Raw genomic sequence first — 15,545 nt, forward strand, 5'->3', positions numbered from 1 at the left:
TCGCCTTTCTCATTGCCGGTCTGCCAATATAAATACCGGCATGACCTGCGGTTCAGGTCGCAACAATGAGAGCGCCGAAAGCGATCATCGCTACTCCTCCCACCCGGGAAACCTGAACTCCTGTTCGCCCAAACTTTTCCACCAGAATGAAGGCAGTCAAGGCGGCGACCCAGGCAAGGTTCATCACCCCGACGGCGAACAGGACGCACATGAGAGCCCAGCAGCAGCCGAGGCAGTACACGCCGTGCCGGAGCCCCATTTCAAAAGCACCTCGCGCTCCGTCACGCCAGTTGCTCAACAAAAAACCCAGAGGGCTCTGGCATTGCCGGAGACAGGCACCCTTCGTCGGCGTGAGCTGATAAACGCCGGCAGCAATCAGAATTGCACCGGCGAGACGCGGACTCAGTGCTGCCATACCTGGCGACAATAGCGCGCCCTGATGCAACGCCCACTGCGCGAGCGCGGCGGAAGCGCTGAAGACCAGCCACACGGTGAGGTAGCCCATCCCGAACAACGGAACGGCGAGTGGGATCCCTCGTTGGCCCTGCCGTGTGTGCATCCTGGAAAAGAGGAGCAGCACTGGCGCCGCCGTTGCGCTCATCATCCCGATCATCATCACCGCCCACATCAGGAAGGTGAAGAAGACATCCGAGGCGCCCCAGGGTTTTTCTATCGCCATTCTCATCTTCGCCATCATCGTCGCCGGGACCGCGGAAGACGACATCTGATTGTCGAGATGGACGAGATACGCCCAGGCCAGTGCTGTGATGAGGACTATGCAGCCGGTGATGACGACGCGGTCGCGGCGGATGGGCCTCGGGACTATGGACTCGCTACGCACTGCCCTCCTCTGCGGGGGCTCACATCGCACCAGGTCGAGTCAGCGATGCCGGAAGTTTACGCGCCTTCGGGGCCGGCGGGCCACCTTGGGGAGCGCAATTGGTGACACGCCACGCGGTCGGATCCTGGACCGAGGTCGGGCCTTCGGATGACGTGCGCGAGCAGGTGATCAGATTACTGCGGGTCCATCAGCTTCGGGCGGCGGACGCCGTTCAGCTCGCCGCTGCGATCGTGGCCGCGGAATTTCAGCCCGGGTCGCTGGAGTTCGTCACGCTCGACAAGAACCAGGGAGGAGCGGCGGACAAGGAAGGCTTTCGCGTGATCTCCTAGCCCATTTCGAGGGGTTTCGGCTGACCTTTCCAAGCCGCCTTTTTGCGAGGTTTTCGGGTGGTTTCCAAGCCCTTTTTTTAGGGGCTGGAGACGGACTTTGACGGCTGCCACTGACCCTGCGCCAGCCGTCGGCAACATGTCACCATAAGTCATTAAAAATCAATGACTTACCAAGATAGCTTGGCGGCTTGTGGGGCTTCCATTTTGGGGCCAAATCGACTAGATTTAGAGCTTGTTAAACATTTGTCGGACCAAGCTGTTGGCATGCCGGGATTTCAGCCTCCCTTGGAGACAGTCCGAGTGCATTCCGCCCAAGTGCCGATTCCAGCAAACGGAGGATTTGTGAACCGGTTGAAAAGGATTCTCAATTCCAGCCTGAGGCGGAAAATCGGTCTCGCTAGCATGACCCTGCTCGCGGCCGTTTACATCATTCCGCAGGTGGGCTCGGACACGAAGTCGATTCAGGCGGCGCTTCTACCGGCTGTTGTCTCGGCCGGCGCCCAGTCGGATGCCGCATCCGCCGGGTGGGATCTGCCCAATATCGACAATGCCCGGGTCGACTCGTGGGTCGAGCTGTTCACCACTCATCCGAAGCTGAAACCCCGCTTCGCTGTGTGGCTCGAGCGGAAAACGACCTATCAGCCGATGATCTCGGCCAAGCTCGAAGAGCGCGCCATGCCGCAGGATTTGATCTACCTCGCGATGATCGAGTCGGGATTCAATCCGAAGGCAAAGTCTCCGAAGGCAGCTGGTGGTCTGTGGCAGTTCATCAGCGAGACGGGCCAGCGCTATGGGCTGACGGTCAACAAGCGGGTGGACGAGCGGAATCATCCCGACAAGGCGACCGATGCGGCGTTGGCGTATCTGTCGGATCTGCACGATCGCTTTGGATCGTGGTATCTCGCCGCGGCGGCGTACAACACTGGTGAGAACCGCGTTGGGCGCATTATGCGCGAGGTAACCGGGAAGGAAAGAGGAACGGATCAGGACTACTATCTGATCTCGAGCCGTCTGCCGAGGGAGACGCGGGACTACGTGCCGATGATGATCGCGGCCGCTCGCATCTCGAAGGATCCTCAGAAGTACGGTTTCGGCGGTACCAGCGTCGGGGTGAGCGAGTAAACTCTCCAGCTCGATGAAAAGAGGACGTCCATTTCGGGCGTCCTTTTTTATTTCGAATCCGCTGTCTCCGGAACTGCGGCCTCGCGCTCAACAACGAACTCCTGTCGTTTGACGCATTTGATTTTCTGCCAGTCGGATGACCGGACGCCGAGCGGAGCTTATCTGAAGCTCCGTGCAGTATGCTCCAACGGCCTGACGTTCAGCTCCTTGAACTTCTCACCGATCACGTTCAACACGTTTCCGTCTTTCTCGAATCGACCCTTCACGACTATAAAGGTCGCGAACTTTACGACTTCACTGTTCTTCTCCACCAGGAAGCTCGGCACCACGATGTTGATGAATCCCCATTCATCCTCGAGCAATAGAAAGATCGTGCCGTTCGCGCTTGCCGGACGCTGACGGATCGTTACCAGTCCCGCAACGAGGATCTTCTCGCCGCCCCGTAGCTTCTTCAGTCCTTCGCTGTCCACCACTCCTGATCTTCTCAGTCGCTCGCGCATGTGCTGCATCGGGTGTCCGCTGATGCTCATGCCCGTCGCGAAATAATCCTCGTAGATCAGCTCAGTCTCGCTCAGCTTCCTCGGCTCGTGCATGTCATGCCGGGTCGGCGCCAGGGGAAGCGAGTCACCCACTGCGCGTAACGCTTCCCATCCGGCTCGGCGGCGGTCGGGCTCCCACGCCGCGAACGCTCCCGCGCGCGCGAGGTACAACACGTCGTTGCGCCTGAGCTTCGCCCGGAGCACGACGTCCTCTATCGAAGTGAATGGACGATCGGGGATACTCGCACTCCCGTCAATTGAGAGCGCAGTGAGAGTCTCGAGGGTTTCCGCTTTCCTCGCCCGCCTGCTTCTGCTCTTTCCGATGCTCGACCCTACTCCGATAGCTGCTTTGCCGCCGCGCGCGAGTCGGAGTGCGTCGAGGGTCTTTTCGCCTAGACCTCGTACGTGTCTCCAGCCGATACGCAGGGCCATTCTGGAAGGGGACACGGAGGGCACGAAGGGAACCACAGAGGACACGAAGTTTTCTCTGGGGAACTCATCTCGAAGCTTGGGTTGCGGTACACCCAAAAAAACCTCCGTGTTCTTCGTGTCCTTCGTGGTCGCTTCCTCATCAATGGGTTCTACTGTGCACTCCCATTCGCCAATGCTGAGACACGGGGGACGCACAACGACGCCGTGTCGGCGCGCATCGTGGATCAACGTCGACGGTGGATAGAACCCCATCGGCCAGGAATTCAATAACGCCGCAAAGAATTCTTCGCGGTAATGCGCCTTGAGCCACCCGGTCGCGTAAGCAATCAACGCAAAGCTCCACGCATGCGACTCCGGGAAGCCGTAATTCGCGAAGCTCTTGAGATCCTCCACGATTCCGGTCGCAACTGACTCCTCGACTCCGCGCACGATCATCCGGTCGCGCAGTCGGCCAAGCACATCGAGCAGTCGCGAGATCTTCCTGACATGGCCCATCGTTCGGCGCAGCTCGTCCGCTTCCGCCGCGGTGTATCCGCCGAGAACCATCGCGATCGCCATCGCCTGCTCCTGGAAGATCGGAATCCCCTGCGTCCTTTTCAGAATCGGCTCGAGTAGAGGATGCGCGTACGTCACCGGCTCCAGTCCGCGACGACGCTTCGTGTACGGATGAACGAACTTCGCCTGGATAGGACCGGGTCTGATCAGCGCCACCTGGACCACGAGGTCGTACATCCTGTCCGGCATCGTGTGCAGTATCGACGCAATCTGCGCGCGGCTCTCGATCTGGAACGTGCCGATCGTCTCACCGCTCGCGATCAGTTCGTACGTTTTCGGATCGTTCACGGGCAGCTTGTACATCTGCGGTCGATTTCCCGTGCGCACCTCGATCATGTCGAACGCGCGACGAACGAGCGACAACGCGCCAAGTCCGAGAAAATCGAACTTGGGAACTCCCACCGCATCGAGATCATCCTTGTCGAATTGGATGATCGTCCGTCCCATAGTCGTGTGCTCGATGGGCATGTAGTCGCCAAGCGGCTCGGACGAGAGGACGAATCCACCGACATGTGTGGCGCGAAGCCGCGGCAATTCCTCGAACGCAGCCATTGCCGCGAGCATCGTCCGGCAGCGGGGATCTTCGACGTTCAGCCCGAATTGCGGACCTAATGTCTGCCGCACACTCTCCGCGCCTGCAATCGGATCGTCGTAGTGCAACCGTTTGGAAATGTCGTTGGCCTGCTCGATGGGATACCCGAATGCACGCATCGAATCGCGCAGCGCATTCGGCGCACGGTATGTCTGCACGATGCACGCAATTGCCGAGTGTGCGCGAGCGTAGTGGTCGTACATGTAGTCGAGCACTTCCTCGCGACGGTCGTGCTCGATGTCGACGTCGATGTCCGGCGCTTCGGTGAGCCCGTCGACGCGCATCTCGGAGAGAAATCTCTCGAAGAGAAGTCCGTTGGCGACGGGATCGACCGCGGTGACCGCGAGGCAGTACGCCACCGCGGAGTTGGCGGCGCTGCCGCGCCCCTGGCAGAGAATGTTCCTGCTGCGCGCGAAGTGGATCGCGTCCCACATCACGAGAAAGAATCCGGAGAATCCCAGGCGGCCGATGATGCCGAGCTCGTGCTCGATTTGTTTTGTCTGTGCGTCGGAGAGGTCACCCCATCGCTCGTGTGCGCCCTCATACACTTTCTCGCGGAGGAAAGTGATGTCGCTGTGACCCTCGGGAACGGCGAACTTCGGCAAGGGGGGCCGCAGCCACGCAAGATTGAAATCGCACTCGCTTGCGATGCGATCGCTCTCCACGAGACCCTCCTCCCTCCCCTTCCATCGCTCAGCCAATTCTTCGGGCGAGAGAAGGCGCCACTCACCGTTCGGATGGAGGAGCCCGCGCGACATCGCGCTCTCTATGGTAGTGTCGTAGCGAAGTGCGGTGAGGATGTCGTGAACGAGACGGCTGCTCGTGTCGATGTAGCGCGGATCGTGAGCGACAACCCACGGCACATGATGACGGCCGGCGAGCTCGATCAACGCTGCTGCCAGCGCCGCTTCGCATCCGCCGGCGTGGTGCAGACTCACTTCCACCGCGAGTCGCTCACCGAAGACTTCACGCCACTCGTCCAGAGTTCGAGCGGCAGCTGAGTAGTCGCACGACTGGATGCACGCGGCGATCGGGCCGGCAGCCGGACCGGTCAGCACATGCACTCCGGCACTTCTTTCCGCCACATCCTTCCAGCTCACACGTGGCCGTCCGCGCAGCTTTGCGTTCTGCCCCTTCGTCCACTGACGCAGATCAGAGTGCACGCGGGCACGGGTGACCAGCGAAGCGATATTGCGAAATCCTTCCGCTGTGCGCGCAATCAAACCAACGGGAAATCCTTCGACGTTGAGCTCTGCGCCGGCAATCGGGCGGACTCCCTGTCTTTTTGCTTCCAGAGCGAACCGAACGATGCCGCCCAGGTCGGTTGTGTCGGTTATGCCGATGCTGCCATATCCGAGCTCCGCGGCGTGTTTGACCATCGCTTCGGGAGTGACGGCGCCGTCGCCGAAAGAGAACGCAGTGTGGGCTCGGAGCTCGACGGGCATATCCTTATTGTATGACCGAACAAACACCGAAGCAAGGACCGCCGAGTGGACGAGCGAATGGGCCAAAGTATCCTCATCGAAGAGTGCTTCCAGGAAAACTGGATGCGGTCACGCGCGAGCGAGCGCGTACCGCACGAACTCCAGAGTCGCACTGACATCCTCCGCTGTTGGCTCAGCGTCAGGGTTCTCTCGACCGCGCCATGCACGATCCACCAAGGTGCCCCACATCTCGTGTCTTCGTCCACGCAAAAATTCAATCGGGAGCGGCGAGGGGCATGTCGGCGCCATTCCTCCCGACACGCCGAGCATCGACTACTGATCAGCCCGCGACAGCCGTGAGGTTGACGTACTCGGCCCACACGGGAACAATCCGGTCGATTCGCGCCTTCAGAGCCGCAGCGCCTGCAGGATCCAAAGCTGCGTACGCGTCACTCGCCAGCATCTGCCGCATTTCCGGACTCGCACGTGTCGTGTCCATCGACATGGGACCGTCGATCTTCCCCTGGAAATCAAGCGTCCGGAGAATCCCGTGAAGCTTCTCGCGGACTTCGCGATAACGCTCCGGCGACAGGCCGGTGACCGATGCCGCTTCGGCGATTGTCTTCTCCGGCATCATCGCCTCACGAGCTGCAGCTCCTTCTTCCGGCGTCGTGGCGTTCATGTTCCGTGCGTTGGCCGCACGGACGAGCTCCAGCTCGCGAGCGAGACCCTTCTCGAAACCGTCGAGATCGGCGGCAGTGACAGAGAGTACGCCACCGGGAGTGGCGGCCTCGGTTGGCGGCACAGAGCCACTCTGCGCAGCCATCGCCGCCGTGTCGGTGGCAGGCGTCGATTCACTGGGGCTGCAGGCAGTCGCCCCGATAATCCAACTCAGAGCGGCAAGCCATCGCAGGCGCTGCCGCGGCCGAAACGCGATCATCGGAGCCCCCCTCGCGAACACGTCAAAAACTCCAACGGAATGCGCAAATTGCGTACTGCAAGAAAATCTCCGAACGACCGGTCAGCTCCCTGCGTTTCTCCGCGCCAGCTCAGCGAGGCCTATCTCGATCGCGTTCCTCGAAACCCAGCGACCACGCACCATCACTCCGCTGCGGCGCGTCAAATTGCGTAGATCGGTAAGCGGATTCGCATCAAGCAGCACGAGATCCGCGCGATTGCCGGGAGCAACTGTTCCGAACGCACCGTCGAGCTTCAGATCGTCCGCCGCGTACCGGGCGACGTTCCGCGTTCCGCTTTCCAGCACCTGATATGTCGTGAGGCCCGATGCAACCATTACCTCCATCTCACGCTGCAACGAAAAACCGGGGACGTTGAACATCTGCGGCGAGTCTGTCCCCATTAGAAGCTTCGCCCCGGCATCAGACAGCGCCTTGAGCATTCGCCGCCGGAGAGAGATGTGGCGATTTGCGATCTCTGGCGTGACGCCATCCCTCTGGTCGCCGGCGAGTCGCTGCCGCTTCTGATTCCCCCACTGCGTTAGCCACGCCCGCGTCGCGTATCGCATCTCCGGCCGGCGTTCCATCTCCTCGGCGGCAATTGGCGTGAAGAAGCTCTCCCACAGGAACATCGTCGTCGTGTTCCAGACACCAGCGGCCTTGGTCTGCTCAGCAAGCGCGCGGAATCGGGATTCGTCGACGGCGCTGATGAGCTGCGCGATCGGCACTTCACTTCGCAGAACGCGCGGCTGGAGACTGTCCGGAACCGCAGCCGCGAGGTATCCGTCGAGGTGGTCTATCGTCGACTGGCGAGACGCGAGCGCGTGCCGGACTCCCACCGCATCCGGGACATGCCCAGCCCACGTGATACCAACCTCTCGCGCGGTGCGCACAACCGCATCGTACGTGGCGCGCGAAGGTCCCGGATGAATCTTGAGGAAATCGTAGCCCGCAGCTTTGTGTTGGCGCACGACGCGCTCACCCGTGGCGGGATCGGGCGCCGACTGACCGTTGATCGATGGTGCTCCGACATACATCGTCGGACCCAGCAGCTCGCCGGTCCTCAACTGCTCCCGCAGGACCAGCTGATTCGGTGCGCCGAGCATCGCGCGTATCGTGGTGATTCCGTTCGCGATGTAGAGAAAGAAAATGTCTTTGTTGGTCTGCTCGCTTCCGGGTGCCTGTCCACCGGCAACGTGAGCGTGCATCTCGGCAAGTCCAGGCATCAGATACTTGCCGATTCCGTCTATCCGGGTCGCGTCGGGCGGAACCAAAGCGCTCGACGCAGGCCCAACGCTCAGGATCTTCCCGTCACGGACGACCACGGTTTGACGACTCAGGACGTGCTCGCGATCCATCGGAATCACCGACACATCCGTGAAGGCAAAAGTCCCTGTTGCCGGCGGTTGAGATGCCGCCGCCGCTGCGCGCTCCGACGTTGCTGCCGACGGAGTGCTGTTTCCCTGTGCGCATGCCGCGGACGCAAAGAACAGTCCCGCAATTCCGGTTATCGACTCCAAATGCAAACGTGTCTTCACTGAGCCTCACCTTGTGAAAAACTGTCAGCAGTCGCCGATTTAACAGCGGGTTGCGACCCTGTCAAATCCTGACTGAAAAAGAGGTGAGAGCCATGCGCCCGAACAGGTTCGTCTTTCTTCTACTGTTTGCGACGGCGTGCGAAACGGCGACGCAAAAACCGCTCGACCTCGCAACTGCGACGGTTGTCGATCTGACCTACGACTTCGACTCGAAAACTCTCTATTGGCCCAGCTCGCCGAGTGGATTCGAGCTGAAGGAGCTGTCTCGGGGCCCGACGCCAGGCGGCTATTTTTATTCGGCGAACCTGCTCAGCGCGCCCGAGCACGGAGGTACGCATCTCGACGCGCCGATCCACTTCTTCGAGCGCGGGCTGACGGTCGACAAGATTCCCGTGCGTCAGCTCGTTGCGCCGGCCGTGGTGATAGATGTTACGGGGCGCGCAAGCGCGGATCCCGACTATCGTCTGTCGGTCGAGGATCTGCGGGCATGGGAAGGGACGAACGGCCGAATTCAGCAGGGCACGATCGTGATGCTTCGCACCGGCTGGGGGAAACGTTACGGCGACCGGAAGGCGTACTTCGGCGACGACACTCCGGGTGCGACGGACAAGCTGCACTTCCCCTCGTACGGCGCGGATGCCGTGCGTGTTCTCGTGAACGAGCGGCGCGTAGGCGCGTTGGGTGTCGACACGCCGAGCATCGACTACGGGCAGTCGCGCGATTTCATTGTGCACCAGATCTCGGCTGCGGCGGGCGTTCCGGGTCTGGAAAACGTCGCGAACCTGGATTCTCTGCCGGTGCGCGGCGCGTGGGTAGTGGCATTGCCGATGAAAATCGGCGGAGGCTCCGGCGGTCCGCTGAGGATTATCGCGTTGCTACCGAACCCGTAACAGGGAGCTGATCAGTGACAGACGCCAGTGCCGGAGTCGACTGTGACGCCCGCCGTAACAGGAACGAACTCCCAGCGGTAACCCTCTGACTCGAGCTCGAGCCGCAAAACACCGTAACCGCTGGAGTACCGTCGTTCGCTGTTGGCGCGCGCAAATATTGCCGGATAAAGCGAGTGTCCCCCCGTTCCAACGACGAACTCGCGAATTCCGCGGGCCGGGTCGGCAGCGCCATCCACCGTCTGCGGAGCAAACCGCTCGTAATGGTGATCGTGGGCGGCAATGACGACGTCGGCATTGAACTCGTATAGCACGCGGAAAATGTCCCGCATGACAGCCTGGCTGCCGTGCAGGCCCGAGCTGAACATCGGATGGTGCCAGTACGCGAGCGTGCAATGCGCGTCGCTCGCCGCGAGGTCAGCACGGAGCCACTGCTCCTGAGCCGACCCGGCAGCCGCGCTGACGTTGCTGTTGAGCGAAACGATGTGCCAGTCACCGAGATCGAACGAGTAGTATCCCCTCCCGGGAGGACCGGCGTTCGCGCCGAAGTACGCATAGTAGGGAATGGCACCGGGTGTTTCGTACTCGCGGTTTCCCGGTGCTGGACGCGTGCGAGCGCGGTGGCGTCCCCATGAGGGGTCGTAGCAGTCGCCGAATTCCTTTGCCGTCCCCGACTCGTAGGCGATGTCGCCGGCGAGAATGATCGTTCCGGGAATGCCGTCGACGAGTGCGGCAGTCGCTTCATCTCCCTGAGAGGTGCAGCTGGCAACGTCTCCCACCGCAGTGAGCGTCTGCGTGGTACTGATCGGGGGCGTTGGCCCGCCGTTAGTGCAGGCAACGCCCGCAAACACCACAACGAGAGATACTCGGAAGCCCGATTTAATAAATGCAAACGCCATGCAGGGATCAGTGATTTCCAGTCGACTCCAAAGAGTCGCGCAAATGCGCCGCAAGCCGAGCCGCGTGCACGCGGAGCTCAGGAACCGCGGTGGCTTCCCAATACTGTGCCTTCAGCAGCGGCCCGACGTAGAAAATCGCGTTCGACGCATTCCCGTCGGCGCCGATGAGCGCACCGTCCGGTGTCACGCGGACACCGAGGCGGAGCGCATCGGTTGTGAGCACTCCGCGCTCAATGAGCTTGTCGACGAGCGGCTCTCCCGCCGCGGCGAGGTTGGTCGCGGGGCCGGTGCAGTTTATCACACGCGTAAACTCGCGACGTGTGGTTCGTTCCTTACCTCGCGGCCTCCAGCTGACGCTTACGCCTGATGGAGTTTCCTCGAATCCGAGAATTCGCCCCGCGGCAACGACAAGCCTCCCGTCTCGCATGAGCTGAGCCGCAGCCGACGCGGCAGAGGGCGCAGCACGATGCCGATGCACGTCCCAGAATGGCAGGACGTGCCTCACGAACCGCGCGCGCTCCGCTTCGCTGAGCGCGTTCCAGAGAGCGGGTGTCGCTGGACGCAGCGACGCGATCACGTCTCTCCAATCGCCGCCCGCCGCCGAATGAGCGGCAATCTTGGAGCGAACGGCTTGCAGGTACGTGAGCACACTCGCCGCGGCGCCGTCAAGGTCACCCGGAAAATCCTCGTACGTTGGGGGCTGGCCCTGCAGCCGGTGGGGCTGAGCTGTCAGTCCCCGGCGCGAGATCGCGTACATCGGTTGATGGACGCCGCGCTCATCCAGCTCGAGGATCATGTCGTACATCGTCAGACCTGTCCCGATGAGAAAAACGGAATCGTCGGGGACGACCGAGTCGAGCGCGCCCGGAGCCCACGGGTCGCGGATGTAGCGCGCGCTCGAGTAGAACCGGCGGTCGTCAACGGCTGGATCTGCCGGGGCGAAATTCCCAAGGGCCAGGACTACGCGGTCCACATCGATGCGGGGCCCATCGGCGAGTGTGACAAACGCACGCGATCCACCGGCTGGCAGCCCTATGTCGGCGACATGGCCGACGATTCGCTCGAGCCTCGCTCCGCCAGGCGCAGTTTGCTCGGCCTCCATGAGGGTGTGATCGAGGTATTCACCATATGCGGACCGCGATACGAATGACCCGCCATCGACGGTCGCATCCCGCTCACGCGCGAACCGGAGAAAGCTTTCCTCGTCATCCGGAAAGGCACTCATCCGGCCGGCCGGGACGTTGAGAACGTGCGCCGCAGCGTTCGTTCCGTAAGCGACTCCTCGCGCCATTCGGCCGGAGCGATTGATGAGGATCACCGAGCGGCCCGCGCGCAGCAGGTGCACCGCGGTTACGACTCCGCTGAACCCCGCCCCAATGACGGCGATTTGTGTTTTCTCCGACATCATCTCCTGGTGGACGGATGCCTTTGAATGTGCGCTCCCTGTTTTTCGCGGCGCCAGCGCTCAAGCTAATGCGTTGTCAGTCCCACCATCCCTGCATGAACCACTCGCCGCCGCCGCCGCTGCCGCCGCGGACGACGACTCCGTTCGCGCCGACCTCTGTCCGGAAAATCCAGACGAGCGTTCCATCCTCTGTCACGCAGCGGAAATATTCGCGCGCATAAGGCTCGTCCCAGGGACTTCCCGAGACGCGATCGGGACCCGCCACCGATTCGATCAATACCCAGCCGTCGGTGTCGCGGTACTTGATGGGCAGATCATAGTCGCGACGCCTCGCGGTCTTCACAGAGATCGGCCGTGGCTGCTGCAGAAGCTGGAGCGTAAACCTGGGCTCGGCGGGAGATTCCCGGATGAGATGCGTCCGCGCGGCATGTGCCGGCTCCTGGGTCAGCCACGTCGTGCGTCTCTCGAGCAGTGGATGACGCGTGTTGGACGGAACGACTATCACCGCTCCCTGATCGTCCAGCAGCTGGGCGACCGTTTCCTCAGTCGCGCGCGCCGTGGCGAATCCGCGGTCGAAGATGTCACCCTGTCGCTCGACTTCACCGGTCACCGCCTCGACGCGAAGAGTGATGCCGGTGACGGCATCGGCCAGCACGATCGTGTCGAGATGGGTGCGGATGAGACGCATCCATGCCTTCCGGCTCGCTGTCGAGCGAGCGGGGCGCACGAGATGCTCATAGCTCGTTCTGTTGGCGAGTGAAAAAACGAGCGTCATCTCGCGAGCGCACTGGCCGCGTGCGGTGAGCGCGTTGCAGACATTGTCCACGAGTGCGTTGATCACGAAGATCAGACGCTCGGGATCGGTGAGGGTGTAGTCGACCCAGTCGAGAGTCGCCTCCGGAAGTGACCTGGGCGACGACTTGAAGATCATCCGCCGATCATCCGCCCGCGACAGCCGCCACAGCTCGACGCCCTCGGCCCCAAATCGCACTTCTACGGATTCGCTGTCGAGGCGGGCGAGGTCGGCGCATTTCTCGATGCCGACTCCATCGAATAGGGACTGGATCTGTGGCGAAGGGCCGAGCACTGTGACGGGCTGGGGGTCGAGAAATTCCCGCTCTTTTCCCGGAGGTATGAGAGTGGTAGCTGAAGGCAACTGGGTAATCCGCGCCGCGACTTCGGCTACGATTGGGATGCGTGACAGGCCTAGTTGCGCGTTACTGATTTGATACTGTGCTGATACTGTTGTTATTTGACGCGGTATCTCTTCGGTGGGAAGACTGCGAGCATCGGCCCAGATCAGCTGCCGCTCGACATCCACTGAAAGTCGCGGAACGACCTTGAGCAGGGCCGGGATCAGGCCGGTCATCGATTCAGGAGTAAAGCTCGAGCTCCACAGGCAGGCGAAAGTCATAAGAAGGGGTAGCCCATTATAGCCCGAACAAATACCGAAAGCAAGAAGGGCTCAAAGCTTCCTCGGCTTTAGCTGTTGCCGGCTGTTAATTATCCGACAATGACTTCACTGCGTTCTCTCATGACCGTCGCCCTTGCCCTGGCGATGGGATCGTCGGCCGCTGGCGGACAAGCCCGGCCGGCGAGTGGTATTCCCGCCCTCGCGCGGGAATTCGTTTTCACAACGCTGACGTTTTCGCCCGCGGGCGCCACTCAGTACGGCCTGCACCGATACACCCATCCGCGCACGGGTCGAGTGCTGCTTCTCGATCAGATGCTCGACGATTTCTCACCGGCCGAGCTCGCGAGGCAGCGCACGTTTTATCAGGGATTCCGGCAACGACTGCAAAGACTCCCGGTTGCGCGGCTCGATCCGCAGACGGAAGCGGACTACGAGCTCCTGCAGAACGCCATCGCATTCGCTTTCTATAGTCTCGACGAGGAGCAATTCTACCGCTGGAAGCCCCAGCTCTATCCGGAGAACCTCGGCTCAGCGCTCTTCAGCAACATCTCACTCGAGTACGCCCCGAAAAACGTGCGCGCACGCGATCTCGCTGCTCGTCTCGAAAAGGTCCCCGCCTTTCTCAGTCAGGCGACGCGGAATCTCAACGCGTCCAATGAGATCTTTCGGCGCGTCGCGATCGAGTCGGTCGAGGGAGTACGCGATCTCGTAAAGAATATGGGAGCCGATTTCGTGCGCGGCACGCCGTCCGCATCGAGGTACATGAAGGCACAACCGGCCGCACTCGCTGCGCTCGACGCGTACTCACGGTTCGTAAGCCAGGAGCTCCCGCGTCGGACGCAACGCGACTGGCGTCTGGGCAAGGAGAAATTCGACTCCAAGTTCCGCTACTACCTCCAGGTGAGCGGCACGCCGAACGATCTGCGGCGCGTCGCCGAGGACAGCATGCGCACCACGCGGCAGGAGATGCTGAGACTGGCCGAGCCTCTCCATAAGCAGTGGTTCCCGTCGCACTCGCACACAGATGTGTCGGGTGACGCCTACCTCAATGCTGTCGTCGGCGAAGTCATGGCTCGCATCGGCGCGGAACACGCGCACCGCGACTCGCTTGTGCAGCAGGGTGAGAAGGATGTGGCGATGCTTCAGCGATTCGTTCGCGATAAGCGCATTCTGTCGCTCACCGATTTCTCGAATCTCCGCGTGATTCCCACGCCGCTCTTCATGCGCGGCATCTATGGAGTAGCGGGTGCCGTTTTCGCGCCAGCTCTCGAGCCGGCCTTGTCGACCTTCTACTGGGTGACGCCGATTCCCAGCGATTGGACAGCCGAGCGCTCGGAGTCAAAGATGCGGGAGTACAACAACTACAAGTTCCTGCAGCTAAGTATTCACGAGGCGGTTCCCGGGCACGCGGTGCAGGGAGAGTACGCGAACCGCGTCACTCCCGAGTGGCGTCGGCTGCTGCGCGTGATCTACGGGAATACTCCGTACATCGAAGGCTGGGCTGTGTACGCCGAGCACATGATGGAAGCCGCGGGAGCGAACGCGGGTGACCCGGTGAAGATGCGTCTCAATGCTCTGAAGGGGATGCTTCGCATCTATACGAACACTATCATCGACGTCAGGCTGCACACGATGCAGATGCCAGGTGATTCAGCCGTTGCGATGATGATGCGCGACGGATTCCAGGAGCGTCCCGAGGCCGAGGCGAAGCTGCAGCGCGCGCAGCTCGACTACGTGCAGCTGATGACCTACATGGCCGGAGTGCAGGAATGGACGAACCTCCGACGCGACGTCGAACGAACGGAGGGCTCGCGGTTTAATCAGTGCCGGTACCATGATCGGGTGCTGCTCTACGGGCCGGTCCCGGTCCCAACCGTGAGGAAGCTCTACATGGCGCGCGTCGCGCCAACGGCTAAGGCACCGCCATCCCGCTGCGGCCCTTAGGCGGATGCGTCACTGAAGAGGAAGCGACCACGAAGAACACGAAGGGCACAAGAGCTGCTTTAGGGGGAACAGCTCCCGCGGGGAAGTGAAGGACCTGTTTATCCCTTTACCCCGCGCCGATCGACGAGGCCCGCCTCGAGCGACACCCGCTGATCGTGCGGCTCTATAGGAATCGGAAACTCCGTCTGACGGTTCCATCCCAGCGAGTACGCCCGCACGCGAATCATCGCCGAGCGTGCTTCAGCCGGATCTCCGAAAGGAGTTTTGCGCCAGCGGTAGCTCTGTGGAAGGATCTGCGACGTGAGACGGAGGCTCGCCATCGAAGTGTGAGACGTCAGCGCGACGAACGCACTTCCCCCCTCACGTGCCGACCGCGACAGACGCACCATCTCCGTCCCCACGGGCTCAGCGCCGGCGAGCACTAACAGAGAGAAGCCTCCACAGTGCACCAATTCCTCCGCACACCGAAGCGAATTGATGCGACTCGCGGGACGAACGAGCACCGGCCCTTCCGCCCAGAACGCGCCGGAAATGGTGCCGAGTGCGTCGATCCACGCCGCGCGCTCGCCATTGGCGACAGTCGTGTGGCATGCCGCGCGCAGAACCGCGGTCGCTCCTCCTCGAGGAAGCCACACCGAGAGGCGGCCTCGTGGCAGTCCGCCGCCAGG

At 61.7% G+C, this 15,545-nt stretch carries 12 protein-coding genes; 4 read left to right on the forward strand and 8 right to left on the reverse strand.

The genetic code is table 11. The features are described 5' to 3' along the window. Positions 1-52: 52 nt before the first annotated feature. Positions 53-841, reverse strand: a complete 789-nt coding sequence (locus VES88_03370) for a DUF2182 domain-containing protein (protein HYN80516.1) — start codon at positions 839-841, stop codon at positions 53-55. Positions 842-942: 101 nt separating this feature from the next. Between VES88_03370 and VES88_03375 the strand changes: the two genes are divergently transcribed. Next, entirely contained in the window at positions 943-1,170 is a 228-nt protein-coding gene (locus VES88_03375) for a hypothetical protein (GenBank protein ID HYN80517.1), read from the forward strand. 402 nt (positions 1,171-1,572) lie between these two features. Then, positions 1,573-2,292 carry a lytic transglycosylase domain-containing protein gene (locus VES88_03380; protein ID HYN80518.1) on the forward strand — a complete coding sequence of 240 codons (720 nt, stop codon included), beginning with the start codon at positions 1,573-1,575 and terminating at the stop codon, positions 2,290-2,292. A gap of 158 nt (positions 2,293-2,450) precedes the next feature. On the opposite strand, the gene VES88_03385 is transcribed toward VES88_03380, so the two are convergent. The 3 genes from VES88_03385 to VES88_03395 form a co-directional block, all read right to left on the reverse strand. After that, the gene (locus VES88_03385) at positions 2,451-5,855 is read right to left on the reverse strand and encodes an error-prone DNA polymerase (protein ID HYN80519.1); all 3,405 of its coding nucleotides are present in this window, start codon (positions 5,853-5,855) and stop codon (positions 2,451-2,453) included. A 319-nt stretch (positions 5,856-6,174) separates the two neighbouring features. After that, positions 6,175-6,774, reverse strand: a complete 600-nt coding sequence (locus VES88_03390; protein HYN80520.1) for a hypothetical protein — start codon at positions 6,772-6,774, stop codon at positions 6,175-6,177. A gap of 81 nt (positions 6,775-6,855) precedes the next feature. Further along, positions 6,856-8,328 (reverse strand): amidohydrolase family protein, encoded by a 1,473-nt coding sequence (locus VES88_03395; GenBank protein ID HYN80521.1) that lies wholly within the window; start codon positions 8,326-8,328, stop codon positions 6,856-6,858. A gap of 92 nt (positions 8,329-8,420) precedes the next feature. Here VES88_03395 and VES88_03400 point away from each other — a divergent pair, with 92 nt between their 5' ends. Further along, positions 8,421-9,218: a cyclase family protein gene (locus VES88_03400; protein ID HYN80522.1), complete on the forward strand. Its 798-nt coding sequence runs from the start codon at positions 8,421-8,423 to the stop codon at positions 9,216-9,218. An 11-nt stretch (positions 9,219-9,229) separates the two neighbouring features. On the opposite strand, the gene VES88_03405 is transcribed toward VES88_03400, so the two are convergent. The 3 genes from VES88_03405 to VES88_03415 all read right to left on the reverse strand — a co-directional run bounded on the left by VES88_03405 (position 9,230) and on the right by VES88_03415 (position 12,888). Next, the gene (locus tag VES88_03405) at positions 9,230-10,114 is read right to left on the reverse strand and encodes a metallophosphoesterase (protein ID HYN80523.1); all 885 of its coding nucleotides are present in this window, start codon (positions 10,112-10,114) and stop codon (positions 9,230-9,232) included. Positions 10,115-10,121: 7 nt separating this feature from the next. Then, positions 10,122-11,522 carry an FAD/NAD(P)-binding protein gene (locus tag VES88_03410; protein HYN80524.1) on the reverse strand — a complete coding sequence of 467 codons (1,401 nt, stop codon included), beginning with the start codon at positions 11,520-11,522 and terminating at the stop codon, positions 10,122-10,124. A gap of 73 nt (positions 11,523-11,595) precedes the next feature. Further along, the gene (locus VES88_03415) at positions 11,596-12,888 is read right to left on the reverse strand and encodes a hypothetical protein (protein HYN80525.1); all 1,293 of its coding nucleotides are present in this window, start codon (positions 12,886-12,888) and stop codon (positions 11,596-11,598) included. 144 nt (positions 12,889-13,032) lie between these two features. Between VES88_03415 and VES88_03420 the strand changes: the two genes are divergently transcribed. Then, positions 13,033-14,877 (forward strand): DUF885 domain-containing protein, encoded by a 1,845-nt coding sequence (locus VES88_03420; GenBank protein ID HYN80526.1) that lies wholly within the window; start codon positions 13,033-13,035, stop codon positions 14,875-14,877. Between the two features lie 98 nt (positions 14,878-14,975). On the opposite strand, the gene VES88_03425 is transcribed toward VES88_03420, so the two are convergent. Next, positions 14,976-15,545: hypothetical protein (locus VES88_03425; protein HYN80527.1), on the reverse strand; the 570-nt coding region annotated here is incomplete at its 5' end.

The sequence above is a fragment of the Gemmatimonadaceae bacterium genome (assembly GCA_035633115.1).
Classification (GTDB): Bacteria; Gemmatimonadota; Gemmatimonadetes; order Gemmatimonadales; family Gemmatimonadaceae; genus UBA4720.